Below are 21294 nucleotides of genomic sequence, written 5' to 3' on the forward strand. Positions count from 1 at the left end.
GATGAGTGAGAACCTGAAGCGGCTCGTCGACGCCGGCGTCTCCATCTGGCTGGACGACATCAGCCGGGAGCGCCTGCGCACCGGCAACCTGGCCGCCCTGATCCGCGACAAGGCCGTGACGGGCGTCACGTCCAACCCGACGATCTTCGCCGGCGCGCTGAGCAAGGGCGACGCCTACAACGTCCAGCTGCGCGACCTCGCCGTACGCGGCGTGTCGGTCGAGGAGGCGGTGCGCGCCATCACCACCTTCGACATCCGCTGGGCCGCCGACGTGCTGAAGCCGGTCTACGACGCCACCAACGGCGTGGACGGCCGCGTCTCCATCGAGGTCGACCCCCGCCTGGCGCGCAAGACCGAGCCGACGATCGCCGAGGCCCGCGCCCTGTGGTGGATGGTCGACCGGCCCAACGTGCACATCAAGATCCCCGCGACGGTCGAGGGCCTCCCCGCCATCACCCAGGCCCTGTCGGAGGGCATCAGCGTCAACGTCACGCTGATCTTCTCCCTCGAGCGGTACCGCGCGGTCATGGACGCCTGGCTGACCGGCCTGGAGCAGGCGCGGGCCAACGGGCACAACCTCGCCGGCATCGAGTCGGTCGCGTCGTTCTTCGTCAGCCGGGTCGACACCGAGATCGACGCCCGGCTGGACAAGCTCGGCACGCCGGAGGCGCTCGCGCTGAAGGGCCAGGCTGGCGTCGCCAACGCCCGGCTCGCGTTCGCCGCCTTCGAGGAGGTCATGGGCTCGCCGCGCTGGCAGGCCCTGCGCGCCGCCGGCGCCCGTCCGCAGCGTCCGCTCTGGGCCTCGACCGGGGTCAAGAACCCCGACTACCCCGACACGCTGTACGTCGACCAGCTCGTGACCGCGGGCATCGTCAACACGATGCCGGAGAAGACGCTGGACTCGGCTGCGGACCACGGCAAGATCTCGGGCGACACGATCCGGCCGTTCTACGAGCAGGCCTGGAACGTCATGGCCGCGCTGAAGGACGCCGGGATCGACTACGACGACGTCGTCAAGGTCCTCGAGGACGAGGGCGTCCAGAAGTTCGAGACCTCCTGGAACGAGCTCCTCGAGACGGTCGACTCCGAGCTCCGGAAGGCCTGAACAGGCGATGTCCATCGAGGTGAGCATCGGCCACGAGGCCGATGCCGTACGGGCGGTCAGCGAGGAGCTGGCCGCCGAGGGGGTGCCCGCGGCGCTCGCCGCGGGCGATCCCTCGCTGTGGGGGGCGACGAGCCAGGCCGACGCGAGAATTCGGCTCGGCTGGCTCAACCTCCCCCTGACCAGCAGGGAGCTCCTCCCCGAAATAGCGAATCTGGTCGAGCGCGCCCGGGCGCAGGGCCTCGACCACGTCGTCCTGGCGGGCATGGGCGGTTCGTCGCTCGCCCCCGAGGTCATCTGCGCCACCGAGGACGTGCCGCTGACGGTCCTCGACACGACCGACCCGCACCAGGTGCGGCGGGCTCTCGACGACCGGCTCGAGCGGACGCTCCTGGTGGTCTCCAGCAAGAGCGGCGGCACGGTCGAGACCGACAGCCACAGAAGGATCTACGAGCAGGCCTTCCGGGACGCCGGGATCGACCCGGCGGACCGGATCGTCGTGGTCACCGACCCCGGCTCCCCGCTTGAGCAGACGGCGATCGAGTCGGGGTACCAGGTCATCCTCGCCGACCCGAACGTGGGCGGCCGCTACAGCGCTCTGAGCGCCTTCGGCCTGGTCCCCAGCGCGCTCGCCGGCGTGCAGGTCGACAAGCTCCTCGACGACGCCGCAGCCGTCGGCCCCCTGCTCTCGCGGGCCGAAGGCAACCCCGGCCTCGACCTGGGCGCCCTCCTCGGCGCGGAGCACCGGGCGGGCCGCGACAAGCTGATCCTGCTCGACACGCTGTCGGAGATCAACGGGTTGCCCGACTGGATCGAGCAGTTGATCGCCGAGTCGACCGGCAAGCAGGGCCGGGGCATCCTGCCGGTGGTCGGAGCCGAGGCGGCCGAGGGCGACGACCAGTACACCGTGAACATCGGCCGCGACGGCGCGCACAGCGTCGACGGGCCGCTCGGCGCCCAGTTCCTCGTGTGGGAGTACGCCACCGCGGTGGCGGGCCGCGTGCTGGGCATCGACCCCTTCGACCAGCCGAACGTGGCCGAGTCGAAGGAGAACACCGCCGCGATCCTCGCGGAGGCGGGGGACGGGCCGCTGCCCACCGGGACGCCGATCCTCACGGACGGCCCGGTCGAGGTCTACGGCGACCTGCAGGGCAACCCGAAGAACCTGGCGGACGTGCTGACGTGGGCTCTGCGGGCCGTGCCCGACCGCGGATATCTCGCGATCATGGCCTACCTGGACCGGGAGGCGGCGTTCGACGCGGCCACGGTCGGGGACGCCTCGTTCGAGGAGATGGCCGAGCAGTGGGCGGGCGCCGACGTCGCCACGCTCCGCGCTCTGCTCGACTACCGTACGGACCGTCCGGTCACGTTCGGCTGGGGGCCGCGTTTCCTCCACTCGACCGGCCAGTTCCACAAGGGCGGGCCCGGCGTGGGCGCGTTCCTCCAGATCACGGGGGCGGTCACGGACGACGTCCAGGTGCCGGGCAGGCCGTACACGCTGGGCAGGCTGCAGCTCGCCCAGGCGCTCGGCGACCTTCGCGCGCTGACCTCCAGGAACCGCCCCGCCGTACGTCTGCATCTGACCGACCGGATCGCCGGCGTCAGGCATCTTCTCTCGGTGGCAGAGGAGCTCTGACCATGCGATGCGCAAGTGGCGAAGGAATCGCCAGGGAGGTGGCTCCATGACCGAGCCGACAGGGCCGGCGGAGACCGCCGAGCCGGAGGTACCAGTGACAGCAGAGGCCCCCACGACCGATCCGGCGGCGCCGGTCGAGCATTCGACCGCGATCGCGGCCCAGGTGGCGACGGTCGCCACCACCGAGGAGGCGATCGCCTTCAATCCCCTTCGCGACCCCCGCGACAAGCGGCTCCCCCGCGTGGCCGGACCGCACGTGCTCGTGCTGTTCGGCGTGACCGGCGACCTCGCGAAGCGCAAACTGCTCCCCGCGATCTACGACCTGGGCAACCGTGGGCTCCTGCCGCCCGGGTTCTCCCTGGTGGGCTTCGCCCGCCGTGACTGGGCGCACGAGGACTTCGCCCAGGTCACCTATGAGGCCGTCAAGGAGCACGCGCGTACGCCGTTCCGCGAGGAGGTCTGGAAGCAGATCCGCGAGGGCATCCACTTCTGCCCCGGCGAGTTCGACGACGACGGCGCGTTCGACGTGCTGGCGATGATGCTCAAGGAGATCGACCAGACGCGGGGAACGGGCGGCAACTACGCCTTCTACCTGTCCGTGCCGCCGAAGTTCTTCCCCACGGTGATCGAGCAGCTCAAGCGGACCGACCTCGCCAAGGCCCCGGAGGGGTCGTGGCGTCGCGTGGTCATCGAGAAGCCGTTCGGCCACGACCTGCAGAGCGCCCGTGAGCTCAACGCGATCACCAACGCGGTCTTCCCCGAGGAGTCGGTCTTCCGGATCGACCACTACCTGGGCAAGGAGACCGTCCAGAACATCCTGGCGCTCCGGTTCGCCAACACGCTCTACGAGCCGATCTGGAACCGCGGTTACGTCGACCACATCCAGATCACGATGGCCGAGGACATCGGCATCGGCGGCCGCGCGGGCTACTACGACGGCATCGGCGCCGCCAGGGACGTGATCCAGAACCACCTGCTCCAGCTCCTCGCGCTGGTCGCGATGGAGGATCCGATCTCCTTCGACGCCGACGCGCTGCGCCGGGAGAAGGAGAAGGTCCTGCGGGCGGTCCAGCTCCCCGCCGACCTGGGCACCGGCACCGCGCGCGGCCAGTACGCGGCGGGCTGGCAGGGCGGCCAGCCGGTCGTGGGTTACCTCGACGAGGACGGCATCCCGCCGGAGTCGATCACCGAGACCTACGCGGCGATGCGGCTGGAGGTGGCCAATCGCCGCTGGGCGGGCGTTCCGTTCTACCTGCGCACCGGCAAGCGGCTCAGCCGCCGCATGACCGAGGTCGCCGTGGTGTTCCAGCGTGCGCCGCACCTGCCGTTCAGCAAGGACGACACGGAGATCCTCGGGCAGAACGCCCTGGTCATCAGGGTCCAGCCGGACGAGGGCATCACCGTCAGGTTCGGGTCCAAGGTGCCGGGCACCGCGATGGAGGTCAGGGACGTCAGCATGGACTTCGCCTACGGCGAGTCGTTCATGGAGTCCTCGCCCGAGGCCTACGAGCGGCTGCTCCTCGACGTCATGATCGGCGACCCGCCGCTCTTCCCGCACCAGCGGGAGGTCGAGCTCTCCTGGATGATCATGGATCCGGTCGAGCAGTACTGGGCCGAGCACGGCCGGCCCGAGGCCTACGCCTCCGGCGGCTGGGGCCCCGCCTCGGCCGACGCCATGCTGGCCAGGGACGGGCGCGCCTGGAGGCGGATGTGAACCGGAGGACGGCCGGCCATCCGGCAGGAACGCTGAACGAGCGGAGCGCACGTTGACGACCTTCAACCTGACAGAGACGACGGCGTCGAAGATCTCCTCGACGCTGACCCGGCTCCGGCACCAGATGGGCGCGCCCGCGGTCGGCATGGTGCTGACGCTGGTGATGGTCGTCGACGAGGCCGGGCAGTACGACGCGGTCCGGGCGGCGACCGAGGCGGCGCGGGAGCATCCTTCGCGCATACTCGTCGTGATCAACCGCGACCCGGCCGAGGCGAACAGGCTCGACGCCGAGATCAGGGTGGGCGAGTCCTCTCCCGGTGAGATCGTGCTGCTGCGCCTGTACGGCAAGCTGACCGGTCACGCCGACTCGGTCATCACGCCGTTGCTGCTCACCGACACCCCGGTGGTCGTCTGGTGGCCGGGCGACTCCCCCGCGGTTCCCGCGAAGGACTCCGTCGGCCAGCTCGCCAGCCGGCGCATCACCGACGCCCGGGCGTCGCGGGACTCGGTCTCGGCCATCACCTCGAGGCTCCAGGGTTATGTCCCCGGAGACACCGACCTCGCCTGGACCCGGCTGACACCGTGGCGGAGCCTGCTCGCCGCGGCCTTCGACCAGCCGGTCGGGAAGGTCGAGTCGGGAGTCGTCGAGGCCGCCGCCGGCAACCCCAGCGCGCCGCTGCTCGCGGCGTGGTTGTCGCAGCGGCTGGACGCCCCCGTGGAGGTCGCGGAGTCGCCCGGCCCCGGCCTCACGGCGGTGCGCCTCACCGTCGCGAACGGCGAGGAGCTCAAGGTGACCAGGTCCGACGCCCGCCTGGCGACGTTGTCGAAGCCCGGTCAGCCGGACCGGCGGGTCGCCCTGACCCGCAGGCCCACCTCGGAGCTGCTCGCCGAGGAACTCCGGCGGCTGGACCCCGACGAGACCTACATGTCGGCGATCAAGCAGCTGGCGAAGACGTCCGTCCACTGACCCGCGGGCCGGGGAGCCCCACGTGGGCTCCCCGGCCACCACGCACGTGAAAGAGAAATCGTCATGAGCGTTCCCACTGTCATCGTCCACCGCGACGCCGAGGTGCTGGCCCAGGCCGCCGCCGCCCGGCTGATCACCCGGGTGGTGGACACCCAGGCGGCGCGTGGTTCCGCCCACGTGGTGCTGACCGGCGGCACCGTCGGCGTCGCGACGCTCGCGGCCGTGGCGGCGACCGCCGCCCGCGACGCGATCGACTGGCGGGCGCTGGACATCTGGTGGGGCGACGAACGTTTCCTTCCCGACGGCCACCCCGAGCGCAACGAGACGGGTGCCCGTCAGGCCCTGCTGGACCACGTCGACGTCGACCCGGACCGCGTCCACCCGATGCCCGGCCCGGACTCCGGCCTGACCCCCGAGGAGGCGGCCGAGGCGTACGCCGTCGAGCTCGCGAAGGCGGCCAGGCCGGAGGACCACGGCCCGGTGCCGTCGTTCGACCTGCTGCTGCTCGGGATGGGCCCCGACGGCCACGTGGCCTCGCTGTTCCCCGGCCAGCCGGCGCTCTACGAGAAGGAGCGCTCGGTCGTCGCGGTGCACGGCTCGCCCAAGCCGCCGCCCACCCGGATCTCGCTCACGTTCCCGGCCATCGAGGCCGCGCGTGAGGTGTGGGTCGTAGCGGGCGGCGCGGAGAAGGCGCAGGCCGTCCACCTGGCGCTGTCGACCGCGGGCCCGATGCAGGTCCCCGCGGCCGGCGCGAGGGGCCGGCACGGCACGCTCTTCCTGCTCGACCGGGGGTCCGCCGCCAAGATCCCGCCCACCCTGGGCCGCATCGCCTCTCCCTGACATACGCGACGGGCCCGTGCGTCGGGCCCGTGCGCCCCTGCCCAGGGGATCAGTGGCCGTGACCGTGGCCGGCCGGGTGGTCATGCCCAGCCGGCCGGTCGGCCAGCCGGTGCGCCCGCTCGGTCACCTCGCCGGGGAGCACGGTGCCGCTCCCGGCGAGCACGTCCTCCAGCGCGCCGAGCCAGTGCCGGTAGTAGTTCCAGGGCTGGTCGCCGGGCATGGCCTGCCAGGCCGCGATCCGTTCGATCAGCGACGCCTGGAACCGCGGCCATGCGAACGCCCCCGCCTCGTGCAGGGCGACCGCGATGCCGAAGGCGCGGCTCTGCCACGGCTCGGTGAACACGAGCTCGCCGTTGGAGCGCGGCGGCGCGGCCGGGCCCTCGGTGTCCAGCGGGGCGGTCACGGCGCCTCCACCTTGGCGACGCCCACCATCGCGTCCCGGGTGACCAGGGGCACGAGCTGTTCCTCGGACATGTCCTCGGTCCCGGCGGGACGTTCGGGCAGCACCATCCAGCGCACCTCGCTGCTGGAGTCCCGTACGGTGATCCGCACGTCGTCGCCGAGGTCGAGGCCCATCTCGGACAGGACCGTGCGCGGCTCCCGCACCATCCGCGCACGATAGGCGGGATCCTTGTACCAGCTCGGCGGCAGGCCGAGCACCGCCCAGGGGTAGCACGAGCACAGCGTGCAGACCACCACGTTGTGGGTCGTCGGGGTGTTCTCCACGACGACGAGGCACTCGGTCTGCAGTCCGCCGAAGCCCAGCTCCCCGATGGCGGCCGTGCCGTCGTCGAGCAGCCGCCGGCGGTACTCCGGGTCGGTCCACGCCCTGGCGACCACCTTCGCGCCGTTGAGCGGGCCCACGTTGGTCTCGTACTGGGTGATGAGCCTGTCCACCGCGGCCGGGTCGACCAGGCCCCGCTCGGTGAGCAACTGCTCGAGTGCCTCGGTCCGCAGTGCCGGAGGAAGGCGTTCGCCGGATCCGTTGCCCGTCATGGGATCTTCTCCAGGTAGCTCTCGAACAGGTCGAGGGTGACGGCGAAGGGCTCGGCGGTGGCCCCCCACAACTCACGTGAGTCGAACCGCACCGAGTAGACGTGCTGCGGGTTCTCACCCAGGAAGTGGGCGTTCGTGTCCGGCAGCACGGCGGCAGGCTGGACGACCTCGACGACTCCGGTGTGTCCGCGCGCGTAGCGCGGCAGCCTGGTGTGCCCGGGCGGTGACATGTCCTTGGCCCGCACCCGCTCACCCACGGCGAACGCCGGTGGGACGTCCACGGTACGCAGCGAGCCCTCGGCGGAGGGGAGGTAGCCGGGCCTGGCGGGTTCGGGGATCGGCGGCTCCTCGACGTGCTCTCCACGCAGGTTGCGGGCCCGGGCGTCGATCGCGCCCGGTGCCAGGATCGCGCTCTCGGTGAGCACCAGTTCGGTGGAGTTGAGCCAGCGGCCGTAGTAGCCGTCGTCCAGATAGGCGGAGCGGTCGAGACGCTCCGTCGCGTGCCTGAACGCGTCCACGTTCCATCCGGCGACCCGGATGGAGTAGAGGCCCAGGGCGAACGCCCGGCCCTGCCAGGGCTCCGCGAAGACCGGCTCCCCGGCGCGCGGCGGATGAACGGGACCCCATCCCGCGGTGCCTCCCATGTCGGCGATCCCGTCCACGTCATCACCCCCGTCCATCCAGGCTGGCAGAGGCACGTTCAAACGAACGTCTGCCCACGGGCGTCCGACTCTCATTCATGCAGGTCAATGCCATGATGGGCGCCTCGCCTGAGGTTGCGCCTATGATTGCCCCGCCGGTGCGACCCCCCTCCGGCACGGCTGTGGCGGCCCTGCCGCGGGAGACGAGTGACCATGCCCGACGAGCCCACGCCCACCGGAGACCGGCCCTCCGAGCCGCGACCGGAGACTGATCGGCGCCCCGGCCCCGCGAGACCGGCGCCCGCGAGCGCCGGAAATCGCCGTGGACGGCGGGACGTCCCCCCGTTCCCTCTCCTGACACCGGAGGAGTGGCGCGCCCCTGAGGAGGCTCTGCGCCGGATGTACGCCGGCGCCGAGGCCCGGGCGATCGCCAACGCCGAGTGGTACCTCGAGGACCGGGCACGCAAGCGCCTCCCGTCACAGATCCTGCGCGGGCTCGCCATCCTGCTCGGAGCGGCGGGTGCGCTCCAGCCTCTGGCGGCGACCGCGGGCAGCTCGGACGGAAGTCTCGCCTGGGGGTACGTGCTGCTGGCCGCCGCCGGGGTGTGCGTCGCCTTCGACCACTTCCTGGGCCTGTCCTCCGGCTGGATGCGCGACATGGTGACCGCGCAGCGGATCCAGCACCGGCTCGTGGAGTTCCAGCTCGACTGGGCCGCGATGAACGCCCGTGACGCCATCGGCCCCGGCCGGTCGACGGTCCACGAATACCTTGAGCTACTCAGGTCGTTCATGTCCGATATCTCGCTCATAACCGCTGAGGAGACCTCGGAGTGGGTGGGCGACTTCCAGACCGCGGTGGCGCAGCTCAACAACCAGACCGGCAACCGCTGAGTCCGGGCCTGCCGCGGCCGTCGCGGTGTCGGCCAGAATGACTCGCGTGAGGATCCGCCGGTCGGTCGGCCCGCTCGTCAGCGGCACGACCTACCGGCGCGGCGTCCATCTGCTGCTCGGGGCCGTGCTGCTGTTGCCGTACGTGCTGGTGGGGGCGGCGTTCGCGCAGTTGCTCACCTCTCCGCAGGTGCCCCTGCCGCTGGCCCTGCTCGTGCTCGCCGTCGCGCTCGTGATCGCTTCGGTGCCGCCGTTCCTGCGGGGCACACGCGCGCTGGAGATCGTGGCGGCCCGCTCACTGCTCGGCGTGCCCCTTCCCGACCCTCCCGCGACGACCGAGCCCGTACGGGAGGCGCGGGACACAAGGCTGCGTGCGGCGTTGTGGTTCACGCTGCATCTCGCGATCGGCGGGCTGGTGGCGGTGCTGCTGCTCATCCCCCTGACGACGGCCGTGCTCTTCATCGGGCAGCGCCTCGGCATCGGCGGCGAGTCGCTCGCCGGCCTCCGGATCGGCCCGCTGGACGAGCACGACTCGGGATGGCTGGCGCTGCTCGGGGCCGCGATGATCGTCTGTGTCGGCTACGCCGTGGCGGGGCTCGGGGCGCTCGCCGCGATCATGGCCCCGGTGCTGCTCGGGCCGTCGCCGGCCGAGCGGATCGCCGCCCTGGAGGCCCATGCCGTACGGCTCGCCGAACGCAACCGCCTGGCCCGCGAGCTGCACGACTCCATCGGTCACGCGCTGACGGTGACGACCGTGCAGGCCGCTGCCGCGCGGGAGGTGCTCGACGAGGATCCGGAGTTCACGCGCCGTGCCCTCGCCGCGATCGAGGACACCGGGCGCGCCGCGGCCGAGGACCTCGACCGCCTGCTCGGGATGCTCCGCGACGGCGAGGCCGCGCAGCGTGCGCCGCTTCACCGGCTGGCCGACCTCGACAGGCTGGTGGCCCATTCGCGCGGCACGGGGGTGGAGGTGCGCACATCGGTCGAGGGCCCGCTGGACGGCCTGCCCGCGACCGTGTCCCGGGAGGGCTATCGCATCGTCCAGGAGAGCCTGACGAACGCGCTGCGGCACGCGGGCCGGGTTCCGGTGGTGGTGCGGATCACCGTCGGCGACCGGCTGCTCGTCATCGACGTGGCCAATCCGCTCACGGGAGCCGAGCGACCGAGACAGGGCGGCCGGGGGCTGGACGGGATGCGCGAACGGGTGCGCCTGCTCGGCGGCGCCATGACGGCCGGGCCGGAGGAGGAGCGGTGGCGGGTGACGGTGCGACTGCCGACGGGAGAGCGGCCATGACGATCAGGGTGGCGATCGCCGACGACGAGGAGCTGATCCGGGTCGGGCTGCGGGTCGTCGTGAACGCGCAGCCCGACCTCGAGGTGGTAGGTGAGGCCACCGACGGGGCCGAGGTGCCGGCGATGGTCGCCCGCACCCGGCCCGACGTGTTGCTGATGGACGTGCGGATGCCCGCCATCGACGGCATCGAGGCGACCCGCCGGTTGCTGGCCTCGTCGGGCGAGCCGCCGAAGGTGCTGGTCATCACCACCTTCGAGAACGACGACTACGTCTACGAGGCGCTGCGCGCGGGCGCGAGCGGCTTCGTGCTCAAGCGCACCCGGCCGGCCGAGGTGGTCCAGGCGATCAGGGTGCTCGCGGGCGGGGAGTCCGTCGTCTTCCCCGCGGCGATCCGCCGACTGGCCGCCGCCTACGGCTCCGGCGGGCCGGCCGGTGACCGGCTCCGCCGGGCCCGCCTGACCGAGCGCGAGGCCGAGATCCTGCGGCTGATGGCGGCCGGGCTGTCGAACGCCGAGATCGCCGCGGCGCTCGTGGTGGGAACGGAGACCGTCAAGACGCATGTGGGCAACGTCCTCGCCAAACTCGGCGCCCGTGACCGCACCCAGGCGGTCATCACCGCCTACGAGTCCGGGTTCGTCAGCCCCGCGGGCTGAGGGGTCCCCTGCACGCAGGCGGTGCAGGCCCCCCGGCGCCGCAGGTGGTAGGCGTGGGCGGCGAACGCGAGCGCGACCCCCCACAGCGGCCACAACAGGTGCGTGACGACCAGGAACGGGCTGTATCCGTCGACGTTCCAGATCGTGGACGAGGTCGCGATGTCCAGCCCCGCGGAGACGGCGATGGGCGCGACGTAGAGCGCCGGGATCACCGCGAGCCTGATCGGCACCCGCCGCCCGGCCAGGCCGATCATCCAGCGCGGGAACACCTCGCCCCAGCGCTGGATCAGCCCGAGGGTCAGGATCGCCCCGACGACGGCGAACGCCCCGAGGCCGGCACCGGCCCAGACGCCTCCGCTGTCGCGAAGCGACCGCAACATCTCGTCGCTGATTCCGAGAGGGACGCCCGCCAGCCAGGACAGGCGGCTCGCCGCGTAGAGCAGCGGCACCACGACGGCGACCAGAGTCGCCCGGCGGCCCCAGGCGACGATGCGCGCGTGGTCGTCCGTGCCCGCGCGACGGCCGCACCGGACGCAGGCTCCGCGGCTGCGGCGCTGCCAGGACAGCACCGCGAACCAGAGCAGGTAGCCGCCGGCCATGCACCAGATCTCGTTGGCCATCGTCCAGGACAGGACGCGCGAGTAGTCGACGTCCGGCGGCCAGCCGAAGGGCGCGCCGAGGATCAGCATGGGCGCGTATCCGGTCAGCGCCAGCGCGTTCGAGCTCGGCACCACCGCCAGCAGCACGGCGGCCACCAGGTAGCCGAAGCCCGCGAGGAGCGCCCGCGGCACGCCGCTCAGCCGTACGGCGTGCCGTCCGGCCATGGCCAGGGCCGCGACGGCGGCGGCCAGCAAGGTGGCCGCGAGCAGAGGCGCACCCACCTCTGGCGTGATGACACGCAGGACGCCCGCATGCCCGAAGGGGTATCCGCGGCCGGTCAGCGTCCAGACGAGCGCGACGACGCCGTAGGCCGCCGTCCAGGCGACGGCGGCGTGGCCGACCCACCCGGCTCGGCGCGCAGGCCCCGGCGCCGTGCTCCCGTCGGGAGGCCGGCCTCCCGCGACGGCGGACGGCGGCCGAGAGGCCGAGTCGGACGGACTGATGGAGGGAGTCGACATGACGAGGTCCTTTCGTGGGAGGTGGGACGTGCACCTCTCACGATCGCCACGGGCCGCCTGCCGCGACTCCCCTCACGACGGGAACCGCCTCCCCCGCACGGGGGATACTCGGCCGGTTCAGATCGTGACGGCCTCCACCCGCGCGGGCACGTGTTTGTGCCAGGGCGTTCCGGCGTAGGGGTCACGATCCCCGGCGGCCGTCAGCTCGTTGGGGGCGGCGCCGGTCACGACCGGGGCGCCGTCCGGCCCGGGGTAGGAGAGGCCGAGCCCGTTGGGCAGGGAGACATGACCAGGCTGCAGGCCGTCGTGGATCTCGACGGGCACCTCGACGCTGCCCGTGCGGGTCGTCACGCGTGCCATCGCGCCGCCGGTCAGCCCGAGGCGCGCCGCGTCGGCCGGGCTGATGCGCAGGGTTCCCGACGGATCACGCTTGCGCCAGGCCGGGTCACGGAAGATCGTGTTGGCGGTGAAGGCGCGGCGCTCACCCGCCGACAGCACGAAGGGGAACTCGGGATCCGCTGCGGGGCCGGCGCCGAGGTTCTCGATCTCCTCCACCAGTTCCGGGATCGTCAGGTGGATCTTCTTGTCCGGAGTGCCGAGGCGGCCCAGCCCGTCGTCCGGCGCGTCCTTGCTGAAGACCAGGCCCGAGGGGCTCGCGAGGATCGCGTCGAACAGGTGCTCGCCCAGTTGCGGTCCCTCCCCCTCGATGCCCGCCCGCCGTACGGATTCCGGGTGCGCGGCCGCGAGTTTGTGGGCCAGCGGCCACAGCGAGGCCGCGGCGGCCGCCCCGTCCGGCAACGTCGGCCCGAGACTGCGGTAGAGCAGGACGGAGGCGATCTTGGCGAGTGCGGGGTCGGCCAGCATCCCGAGGAACGCGGCGGAGAAGGCGGTCCTGTCCCCCTCGGCGAGGGCCTCGCGCAGGGGGGCCAGGTCGGGGACGACGCCGAGGGCCTCGCACAGGCGGGCGTACATCTCCGGCTCCGGCAGCAGGTCCGCGTCGGGGGGCGGGTCGAGCACCGGGCGGCGCAGGTGGAAGTAGTTGTCCGGCGTCTCCAGATTGAAGAACGTGGCCTCCCACTTCTCGAACTGCGTCGGCGCGGGCAGCACGTAGTCGGCCCGCCGCGCCGTCTCGGTCATCGCGACGTCGATCACGACGAGGAGGTCGAGGGCGTCCAGGGCGTCCCGCATCCTGGGCGAGTCCGCCACCGAGTGGACCGGGTTGGCGGACTCGACCAGCATGGCGCGGTATCGCCGGGGATGGTCGGTGAGGATCTCCTCGGCGATCACGTTGGTGGGCACCAGGCCGGAGATGACGCGCGCTCCCACGACGGGGCTGACGCGGTCACGGCCTCGTCCCCAGTGGGAGTAGGTGACCAGGGGGCCGAAAAGGATCGGGGGGTTGTTCGTGCCCCGGCGGCCGACGTTGCCCGTCAGGACCATCAGCAGGAGGTCGAGATAGCTGGTGACGGTCGAGTGCAGCGACATCTGGACGCCGAGGTCCTCGTGCAGGGCCACGCCGCGCGCGGCGGCGATGCGGCGGGCGGCGTCGCGGACCAGCCTTTCCTCCACCCCCGCCGTGGCGGAGTACTCCGAGATCGGCACCCGCCGCAACGCGTCGATCACCCGCTCGCTCTCGACGGCGTGTTCCTCCAGCCACCGGTGCGCGATCAGGTCCTCCTGGACCAGCACGCCCGCCATGGCGGCGAGCAGCCACGCGTCCGTCCCGGGGCGTACGGCGAGGTGGATGTCGGCCAGTTCGGCGGTCTCGGTGCGGCGCGGGTCGATCACGATCAGGGACCGGTCCGGGTCGCGGGAGATCTCGCGGAGGGTCGGCCTGGCACGTGGCACGCCGTGGGACTGCCAGGGGTTCTTGCCGACGAACAGGGCGACGTCGCAGTGGTCGAGGTCTCCGGTCGTGATGGTGCCGAGCATGCGGTCGGCGACCCAGAACAGCCCCGTCTTCTCCTGCGCGAGGGCGTTCGACCGGTGGCGCGCCCCCAGTGTGCGCATGAACGCTCCCGAGTAGGAGCCGCCCAGGTGGTTCCCCTGGCCGCCCCCGCCGTAATAGAAGATCGTCTCGCCGCCGTGCGCGTCCCTGACGGCGGCGAATCCGGCGGCGACCTCCCTGATGGCCGTGTCCCAGTCGACCTGTTCGAACGAGCCGTCCGGGCGCCTTCGCAGCGGGTGGGTCAGCCGGTCGCGGCCGTTCTGGTAGTGATCGAGGCGGAGCGGCTTCTCGCAGGTGTAGCCCTGCGACGAGGGGTGCGCCTTGTCGCCTCGGATCCGCTCGAATCGCCGGCCGTCCAGTTTGATCTCGATGCCGCAGTTGCACGCGCAGAGCACGCACGCGGTGGGCCGCCAGTCCAAGATGTTCTCCCGACCTTCTGGGTCCACTAGTCGAACTCAGGGTAGCCGACGGGGCTCGGCCTGTCCGCCTCGAAGCGGATACGAAGCCAGCGCCATTCCGATGACCTCGGCCTACTTGAATCGCTTCGCGTGGTTCAGCCGCCGGTGGGCGGCACGTCACCGAGCGCCGCCTCAGCCCGGTCCGCTCGCAGGCGCGCGGACTCCGCCGCCCGCCGGGAACGGCCCTCCTCCCGCCTGGCGACGTCGAGCCGGTGCCGGGCGGCGCCCTGGCCGTCCTTCGCCGCCGCGAGCCTGCCGGAGAGCTCGGCCACCTCCTCCGCCAGCCGGTCGTGTTCCTGTACGGCTTCCGCGAACTCGGCCTCCCAGGAGGACAGGCCCTCCTCGGCCCGCGCCGCCGCTTCGCGGGCCTGCGCCGCCGCCTTCTCCCGCTCCCGGCGCTCACGCTCGGCCTTCTGCCTCGCGGCCCTCTCCCTGGCGGCCTCGCCGTCGCCCCCGTCCCGTTCGCCCGCGGGCGTTGCCGCCCGCCGCCCGCGGGGGGACGCCCCCGCCTCGGCGGCCTTCTCCGCCGTCCGCACCGGTCTGAGCACCGGCGCCGGGGCGAACCCGCTGTAGCTCAGCCCGCGGACCAGGCGCCCCTCCCGCACCTGCTCGGACGCGGTCTCGTCGACGACCGCCGCGTCCAGCGTCTGCTCGATCTCGGTGCCGGCCGCGCCCGCGAGCGGCTGCCCGGCCGCCTCGGCGTCCTGCCTGATCAGGCGGGCGAGCCGGGACGTCGCCGCCGACCGCTCCTGGGTGAGGGCGGCCAGCGCCTCGGCGTCCTGCCTCCGCCAGGCCTCGCGGAGGCGCCCGCCCACGCCGAGGAGCTCGTCCAGCTCCGCCGGATGACGTCGCGAGGCCTGGTTGACGGCCCAGCCGACGACTGTGGGACGGCGCAGTGCGGAGATCTGACGGGAGAGCGCCGCGTCGCCGGCCGTCTTGGCCTCCTTGGCCAGCGCGTCCCGGGTGGCGACGAACTCGCCGGGGGCGAGGCCGTACAACCGGTCGGCTGCCGCGTCGAGATCCATGGCTCCACCTGTACCCTCCGCCGCGCCGCACGTCCACCGACTCTCCTCGCCGCGCGTTGGAACGGCATTCTCCCGCGGTTCGCACCGCCGCCGCGGGACCGTCCTGACGCATAGTGGAAGCACCGCCCAACGACGGAGGCCTCCCGTGTTCGAGCGTTTCACCGACCGAGCCCGCCGAGCCGTGCTTCTCGCCCAGGAGGAGGCGAGGATGCTGGACCACCGCTACATCGGGTCCGAACACGTGCTGCTCGGCCTCGTCCACGAGGGCGAGGGCCTCGCCGCCAAGATCCTCCATGAGGAGGGCGTCGAGCTCGAGGCGCTGCGTGAGGACGTGAGGCGGCTGGTCGGCACGGGGCCGTCCCCGGGACCCGACGAGCACATCCCCTTCACCCCGCGGGCCAAGAAGATCCTTGAACTCTCGCTCCGCGAAGCCCTGAACCTCCGGCACAACTACATCGGCACCGAGCACATCCTGCTGGGCCTCATCCGGGAGGGCGGCGGGGCCGGCGTCCAGGTGCTCACCGAGCGGGGCACGGACTTCGACCGCGTCCGGCGGAAGGTCGTCGAGGAGACCCGGAGCCAGCGCGAGGCGGGCGGCCACTCCGGCGCCTTCCCGGCCCCGTGGCCTTCGCTGGTGTCCAGGATCGACCGGCTGCAGGAGGCCGTGGACCGCATTGAGCGTCGCCTGGACGCGATGGGCGCGCCGCCGGACCCCGGCCCTCCCGGCTCCTCTGAGTGATCATCCTGGCCCGGCGTTCCCTGAGCCTCGCCGAGCCAGGATGGATCACCTGTGACGGCTCAGCTCGGAGAAGCCGCCATCACACCCACGGCGATCCGCGCCTCGATCACACCGGGGTCGTCGGTGTGGGTGAGCGTGGCGCCGAGGGAGGTCAGAAGCCTGCGCATGCGGGCGTTGTCGGACAGCAGGCTCGCCCGGACCTCCGCGAACCCCAGGTCGCGCGCCTCCTGCATGATCATGCGGGCCATCGCGGTGCCGATCCCGCGACCCTGCCATCTGTCCTCGACCAGGAATGCGATCTCCGCGATGCCCGGGTCGGGGGTGAACATCAGGGAGGCGACCGCGACCACCTGACCGTCGTGCCCGGCCACTAACGAGTGACCGCGGCTGCGGTCGCAGAGCCGGTCGAACACCCGGGGCGGGAGCGTCGGCATGGCCGTGAAGTAGCGGAACCGCCGCGTCTCGGGCGAGCAGCGCTCGTGCAGGTCGCGAAGCGCCTCCCGGTAGAGCGAGGTGAGCGGCCTGATCAGCACCTCGGCTCCGTCGGCGAGCCGCAGGGGTCCGTCGGGCGCGACCTCGGCCGGCGGTTGCGCGAGCCGTACGAGCGCGGCCGCGCGGGCCGCCTCGGTCAGGGTGAAGGGCAGCCCCGAGCGGCGGAGCCGGATCGCCCGGCGGGCGGCCACGGGGACGACGAGCAGGGTGGGGTCGGGAAGCTCTCCCTCGGCGTCCGAGCGCGGACGTCCGGGCTCGGCCCCGTAGACCCATCGGGAGTCGTCGGCCCGCAGCAACTCCCCGAGTATCTCGGGCAGACGCCAGGGCATCGCCCGGAGCCGGGCGGCGAGCAGCAGGGCGCGGGTCGGCTCGTCGGTGAGCTCGTGCGCCGTCGCGGGCACGACCTGGACCCGCCGGCCTCCCGCCGCCTCCAGCGCCTCACGAACCACGTCGGGCGAGGCGGGGATCTCCGTCACGAATTCGTCGACCGTGCCGTCCGTGTCCGGCTGGACGGACAGGCCGAGGATGTTCCCGCCCTTCTCGGCGAGGGCCGCCGCGAGCGCGGCGAGACGTCCCGGCCGCTCGTCGACCGTCGTCCGTACTCGCAAGAACCCCATCGGTGCCGCTCCCTCCGTTGCGCTGCCCACAGCTTGACGCACCTCTGTTACGCGATTGCTACGCAACAGTGAGCCTGCCGTTTCAGACCGATATACGCACAGAAAGTTGCCGTTATCAGCATGAGCATCGCGATTAGCCAACGACTTCCGTCGCATGATGTGCTGAAGAGTACGGATATAGCAGTATGTGCACCATGAATGCTCCGCTGTCCTCGGGTTTCGTCAACGGCGACGTGTCGTTCTGGTATCGCTCCATCGGACTCCCGGTGCCCGGCGAACCCCTCGGGGGCGACGTACAGGCCGATGTGGCCGTCGTGGGAGCCGGTTACACGGGGCTGTGGACCGCCTACTACCTGAAGAAGGCCCGGCCGTCGCTCGACATCGTGGTGCTGGAGAAGGAGTTCGCCGGCTTCGGCGCCTCCGGGCGCAACGGCGGATGGCTCACCGGCGCGCTCGCCGGCACGCCCGAGCGGTATGCGAAGACCCACGGCCCGGACGCGGCCAGACGGCTGCAGCGCTCGATGTTCGCCGCGGTCGACGAGGTCGTCAGGGTGGCCGCCGAGGAGGGCGTCGACGCCGACATCGTGAAGGGCGGCATCACCACCGTGGCCAGGTCCGCCGCCCAGGCCCGGCGGTTGCGGGAGGACCTCGACTGGCAGCGGGAGTGGGGCTGGACCGAGGACGACGTCCGCCTGCTGTCCCCCGAGGAGATGGACGCGCGCCTCAGGGTGAGCGGAGCCGTCGGCGCGACGTGGAGCCCCCACTGCGCCCGGATCCAGCCGGCGAAACTCGCCCAGGGGCTGGCCCGGGCCGTACGGGACCTCGGCGTGAAGATCTACGAGCGGACGCCGGTCACCGAGATCGCCCCCGGCCGGGCGGTCACACCGTACGGCACGGTGACCGCCCGCCACGTGCTGCGCTGCACAGAGGGATTCACCGCGACCATCCCCGGACACCACCGCGACTGGCTGCCGATGAACAGCTCCATGATCGCCACTGAGCCGCTGCCCGCCCAGGTGTGGGACTCCATCGGCTGGGACGGCCGCGAACTGCTCGGCGACATGGCGCACTACTACATGTACGCCCAGCGGACCGCCGACGACCGCATCGCTTTCGGCGGCCGGGGCAAACCGTACCTCTACGGATCGAAGATCGACGAGCGCGGGCACACGCACGCCTGGACGGTCGACGCCCTCTGGGACCTGCTCACCTCGTTCTTCCCCGCCGTCGCCTCGTCGCGGGTCGCGCACGCGTGGTCGGGCGTGCTCGGCGTGCCGCGCGACTGGTGTGCGACCGTCCACGTGGACCACGCGAGCGGACTCGGCTGGGCCGGGGGTTACACCGGGCACGGGGTGACGACCACGAACCTGGCCGGGCGCACGCTGTGCGACCTCGTGCTCGGGCGGGACACCGAGCTGACCTCCCTGCCGTGGGTCGACCGCCGGGTCCGCTCCTGGGAGCCCGAGCCGCTGCGCTGGCTCGGCGTGCACTCGATGTACCGCCTCTACCGCCTGGCCGACGCCCGGGAGAGCCGCGGAATGACCAGAACCTCCACCCTCGCCAAGATCGCCAACAAAATCACCGGCCACTGACTGGAGGTGATCATGCACCCGCCGGAGACCCCTGGAGCCCCCTGGAGCCCCCTGGAGGTGATCATGCACACTTTCGGCGATCAGCCCGGTGAGCTGGCCCGACGCCAGCCGTGATCATGCACAGATTCGGCGCCGACTACTCTGACCTGAGGGGACACCATTCGTGATCATGCACCACTTGGAAGGGCACCAGGCCTGTGAGCAGTGACATCCTTTTCCGCGGCGGCCGCGCCTTCATCCCGGACGGCTTCGCCGAAGCGGTTCTCGTCCGCGACGGCCGCATCGCCGCCGTCGGCGCCGAGTCCGACCTCGTACGGCTCTCGCCCACGGCCCAGCCGGTGGAACTCGAAGGCGGCCTGCTGACACCGGGATTCACCGACGCTCACATCCACCCCGTACAGGCGGGCCTCGAGCGGGCCAAGTGCGAACTGTCGGAGATCTACGGCCTGGACGCCTACGTCGCAAAAGTAGCCGACTATGCCATGAAAAATCCGGATAAGGAGTGGATCGATGGTGGCGGCTGGGACATGTCAGCCTTCCCCAACGGTCTCCCCCACCGATCCCAGCTGGACTTCCTCGACCGGCCCGTCTACCTGATCCAGCGCGACCACCACGCCGCCTGGGTCAACACCCGCGCGCTCGAGGTGGCAGGGATCACCCGGGACACCCCCGACCCCGCCGACGGCCGCATCGAGCGCGACCCCGACGGCACACCCAGCGGAGTCCTGCACGAGGGCGCGATGGACCTGGTCGGCCTCCTCACACCACGACCGACCCCCGCCGACGCCGAAGCGGCCCTCCTCGACGCCCAGGCGTACCTCTTCTCGGTCGGGATCACCGGCTGGCAGGACGCGATCGTCGGCTCGTACGCCGGATCGGACGACAACCTGCCCACCTACATCGAGGCCGCCGGCGCGGGCCGCCTGAAGGCGCGCGTCGTCGGCGCCCTCTGGTGGGACCGGACGCGAGGCGCGGAACAGATCCCCGAGCTCGTCGATCGGCGCGCCAGGGCCGGGGGCCTCGACCGGTTCCGCGCCACCTCCGTGAAGATCATGCAGGACGGCATCGCCGAGAACTTCACCGCGGCCGTCATCGAGCCCTACTGCCGCTGCGGCGGCACCGGTCTGTCGTACGTCGACCCCGGGCTGCTGAAAGGCTACGTCCAGGAACTCGACGAGCTCGGCTTCCAGGTCCATTTCCACGCCATCGGCGAGCGCGCCGTACGGGAGACGCTGGACGCCCTGTCCGGCACGCGTCCGGAGAACCGGCACCACATCGCCCATCTCCAGATCATCACGCCGCAGGACGTCCCGCGCTTCGCCGAACTCGGCGTGACCGCGAACCTGCAGCCGCTCTGGGCGACCCACCACGCCCAGATGGACGAGTTGTGCATCCCGTTCCTGGGCGAGGAGCGGTCGGCGTGGCAGTACCCCTTCGCCGATCTCGTACGGCACGGCACCAGGTTCGCGGCGGGCTCCGACTGGCCCGTCTCGTCGGCCGACCCGATCCAGGGCATGCACGTCGCGGTCAACCGGACCGAACCGGGCAGTTCGGTCCACGCGTCCTACCCGACCGCGCAGACGCCGTTCCTCCCCGGCCAGAGCATCGACCTCAGGACGGTCATGAACGCCTACACGGCCGGCTCGGCCTGGGTGAACCGATCTCCCGCCGGCACGATCGAGGAGGGCCGGCCGGCCGACCTCGTCGTGCTCGACCGGGATCCCTTCACGCTCGAGCCCGGCGAGATCTGGACCACCCAGGCCCGGATGACCTTCGTGGACGGCGAGCAGGTGCACGGCTGACGGTCAGGTATAGGTGCAGGCGACGCCGGGGGAACTCGTGCCCCCGGCCGAGGCCACCGTCACGGTGACGGACCCCGTTCCCGCCGTGCCTCCCTGACCCCGCGGCCTGGGGTCCTCGAGAAGGGGGTTCATGGTCGTGCGTTCATCCAAGCAGGCAGCACGGGAACCTCCGCATCCAACGATGATCGAGATCTCGTTCTCTGTCCGGGTGGCGCCGCGCCCCGGATCGTGCCACGCGCACTTGCGGTCTCGTGGCCCCACGCTCACTTGCGGCATCGGCCCGCCGGAAACGACGAGGTCCCCGCGACGGTTTCCGTCGCGGGGACCTGTTTCGTCGGCGTGCCGTACGACCTAGTAGATCGGGCGAGAAGACGACCGCAGGCGCTCCAGTGCCTCGGCGAGGATCTGCGCGCCGTCCGTGTCGCTACGACGCTCCTTCACGTACGCGAGGTGCGTCTTGTACGGTTCGTTCCGCGGCGGGGCGGGCGGATTGGCCTCGTCCTGACCGGCCGGCAACCCGCACCGGGGGCAATCCCAGTACTCCGGGACGGCCGCGTCACTGGCGAAGCTGGGACGCGTCTCGTGCATGTTGGCGCACCAGAACGAGACCCGCACGCGGGGAGCGGCCTCGCCGCGCTCGGCCTCCCCCATGGGGCCGGCACCGACTCGGCTGCCACGGATCGCGTTGCCACTACCCACGGATGAACTCCTTGCTCGATCGCCCCGGGGACACGGGGAGGTGAATCCAGATCACGCGTTCGCCTGACAAGCC

The 21294-nt window shown here is 71.9% G+C and carries 18 protein-coding genes and 1 pseudogene; 11 read left to right on the top strand and 8 right to left on the bottom strand.

Annotated elements, in window-relative coordinates; all coding sequences use genetic code 11:
- Position 1: 1 nt before the first annotated feature.
- The 5 genes from tal (at position 2) to pgl (ending at position 6259) form a co-directional block, all read left to right on the top strand.
- Entirely contained in the window at positions 2 to 1105 is a 1104-nt protein-coding gene (tal, locus tag Pka01_RS29525) for a transaldolase (protein ID WP_203886182.1), read from the top strand.
- A 7-nt stretch (positions 1106 to 1112) separates the two neighbouring features.
- Positions 1113 to 2738, top strand: coding sequence for a phosphoglucose isomerase-related protein (locus Pka01_RS29530; RefSeq protein ID WP_203886183.1), 1626 nt, complete (start codon positions 1113 to 1115; stop codon positions 2736 to 2738).
- A gap of 46 nt (positions 2739 to 2784) precedes the next feature.
- Complete coding sequence (gene zwf / locus Pka01_RS29535) at positions 2785 to 4452, top strand: glucose-6-phosphate dehydrogenase (protein WP_203886184.1); 1668 nt, start codon at positions 2785 to 2787, stop codon at positions 4450 to 4452.
- A gap of 52 nt (positions 4453 to 4504) precedes the next feature.
- Positions 4505 to 5419 (top strand): glucose-6-phosphate dehydrogenase assembly protein OpcA, encoded by a 915-nt coding sequence (gene opcA, locus Pka01_RS29540; RefSeq protein ID WP_203886185.1) that lies wholly within the window; start codon positions 4505 to 4507, stop codon positions 5417 to 5419.
- Between the two features lie 63 nt (positions 5420 to 5482).
- Positions 5483 to 6259, top strand: coding sequence for a 6-phosphogluconolactonase (gene pgl / locus Pka01_RS29545; RefSeq protein WP_203886186.1), 777 nt, complete (start codon positions 5483 to 5485; stop codon positions 6257 to 6259).
- A 49-nt stretch (positions 6260 to 6308) separates the two neighbouring features.
- On the opposite strand, the gene Pka01_RS29550 is transcribed toward pgl, so the two are convergent.
- Genes Pka01_RS29550 through nthB form a run of 3 tightly spaced genes read right to left on the bottom strand, consistent with a single transcriptional unit; the run spans position 6309 to position 7917 of the window.
- The gene (locus Pka01_RS29550; RefSeq protein WP_203886187.1) at positions 6309 to 6662 is read right to left on the bottom strand and encodes a nitrile hydratase accessory protein; all 354 of its coding nucleotides are present in this window, start codon (positions 6660 to 6662) and stop codon (positions 6309 to 6311) included.
- Positions 6659 to 7255, bottom strand: coding sequence for a nitrile hydratase subunit alpha (gene nthA / locus Pka01_RS29555; protein WP_203886188.1), 597 nt, complete (start codon positions 7253 to 7255; stop codon positions 6659 to 6661). Before nthA ends, Pka01_RS29550 begins: the two co-directional genes overlap by 4 nt.
- Positions 7252 to 7917: a nitrile hydratase subunit beta gene (gene nthB, locus Pka01_RS29560; protein ID WP_203886189.1), complete on the bottom strand. Its 666-nt coding sequence runs from the start codon at positions 7915 to 7917 to the stop codon at positions 7252 to 7254. Before nthB ends, nthA begins: the two co-directional genes overlap by 4 nt.
- Positions 7918 to 8109: 192 nt before the next feature.
- Here nthB and Pka01_RS29565 point away from each other — a divergent pair, with 192 nt between their 5' ends.
- From Pka01_RS29565 to Pka01_RS29575, 3 genes are read left to right on the top strand one after another with little or no spacing between them, the layout of a single operon-like run.
- Complete coding sequence (locus Pka01_RS29565) at positions 8110 to 8787, top strand: SLATT domain-containing protein (protein ID WP_203886190.1); 678 nt, start codon at positions 8110 to 8112, stop codon at positions 8785 to 8787.
- 46 nt (positions 8788 to 8833) lie between these two features.
- Positions 8834 to 10078 carry a sensor histidine kinase gene (locus Pka01_RS29570; RefSeq protein WP_203886191.1) on the top strand — a complete coding sequence of 415 codons (1245 nt, stop codon included), beginning with the start codon at positions 8834 to 8836 and terminating at the stop codon, positions 10076 to 10078.
- Complete coding sequence (locus Pka01_RS29575) at positions 10075 to 10731, top strand: response regulator (protein WP_203886192.1); 657 nt, start codon at positions 10075 to 10077, stop codon at positions 10729 to 10731. The genes Pka01_RS29570 and Pka01_RS29575 overlap by 4 nt, the downstream gene beginning before the upstream one ends.
- Here the strand turns inward: Pka01_RS29575 and Pka01_RS29580 are convergent.
- The 3 genes from Pka01_RS29580 to Pka01_RS29590 form a co-directional block, all read right to left on the bottom strand.
- Complete coding sequence (locus tag Pka01_RS29580; protein WP_203886193.1) at positions 10698 to 11849, bottom strand: hypothetical protein; 1152 nt, start codon at positions 11847 to 11849, stop codon at positions 10698 to 10700. The two genes, Pka01_RS29575 and Pka01_RS29580, sit on opposite strands and share 34 nt — an antisense overlap.
- Positions 11850 to 11966: 117 nt before the next feature.
- Positions 11967 to 14216: a molybdopterin-dependent oxidoreductase gene (locus tag Pka01_RS29585; protein ID WP_239115526.1), complete on the bottom strand. Its 2250-nt coding sequence runs from the start codon at positions 14214 to 14216 to the stop codon at positions 11967 to 11969.
- A gap of 134 nt (positions 14217 to 14350) precedes the next feature.
- A complete protein-coding gene (locus Pka01_RS29590) occupies positions 14351 to 15280 on the bottom strand; it encodes a hypothetical protein (protein ID WP_203886194.1) in 930 nt (309 codons plus the stop codon).
- Positions 15281 to 15425: 145 nt separating this feature from the next.
- Between Pka01_RS29590 and Pka01_RS29595 the strand changes: the two are divergent.
- Positions 15426 to 15875: pseudogene (locus tag Pka01_RS29595) on the top strand (Clp protease N-terminal domain-containing protein); the annotation flags it as partial.
- Positions 15876 to 16078: 203 nt separating this feature from the next.
- Here Pka01_RS29595 and Pka01_RS29600 read toward each other — a convergent pair.
- The gene (locus Pka01_RS29600; protein ID WP_203886196.1) at positions 16079 to 17128 is read right to left on the bottom strand and encodes a GNAT family N-acetyltransferase; all 1050 of its coding nucleotides are present in this window, start codon (positions 17126 to 17128) and stop codon (positions 16079 to 16081) included.
- Positions 17129 to 17322: 194 nt separating this feature from the next.
- Here Pka01_RS29600 and Pka01_RS29605 point away from each other — a divergent pair, with 194 nt between their 5' ends.
- Together Pka01_RS29605 and Pka01_RS29610 are read left to right on the top strand one after the other, a co-directional pair.
- On the top strand, positions 17323 to 18720 hold the full coding sequence (locus Pka01_RS29605) for an NAD(P)/FAD-dependent oxidoreductase (RefSeq protein ID WP_203886197.1): 1398 nt from the start codon (positions 17323 to 17325) through the stop codon (positions 18718 to 18720).
- 197 nt (positions 18721 to 18917) lie between these two features.
- Positions 18918 to 20522: an amidohydrolase gene (locus Pka01_RS29610; protein ID WP_203886198.1), complete on the top strand. Its 1605-nt coding sequence runs from the start codon at positions 18918 to 18920 to the stop codon at positions 20520 to 20522.
- A 351-nt stretch (positions 20523 to 20873) separates the two neighbouring features.
- On the opposite strand, the gene Pka01_RS29615 is transcribed toward Pka01_RS29610, so the two are convergent.
- Positions 20874 to 21221: an RNA polymerase-binding protein RbpA gene (locus tag Pka01_RS29615; RefSeq protein ID WP_203886199.1), complete on the bottom strand. Its 348-nt coding sequence runs from the start codon at positions 21219 to 21221 to the stop codon at positions 20874 to 20876.
- Positions 21222 to 21294: the final 73 nt, after the last annotated feature.

This window comes from Planotetraspora kaengkrachanensis (assembly GCF_016862895.1).
GTDB classification, from domain to species: domain Bacteria; phylum Actinomycetota; class Actinomycetes; order Streptosporangiales; family Streptosporangiaceae; genus Planotetraspora; species Planotetraspora kaengkrachanensis.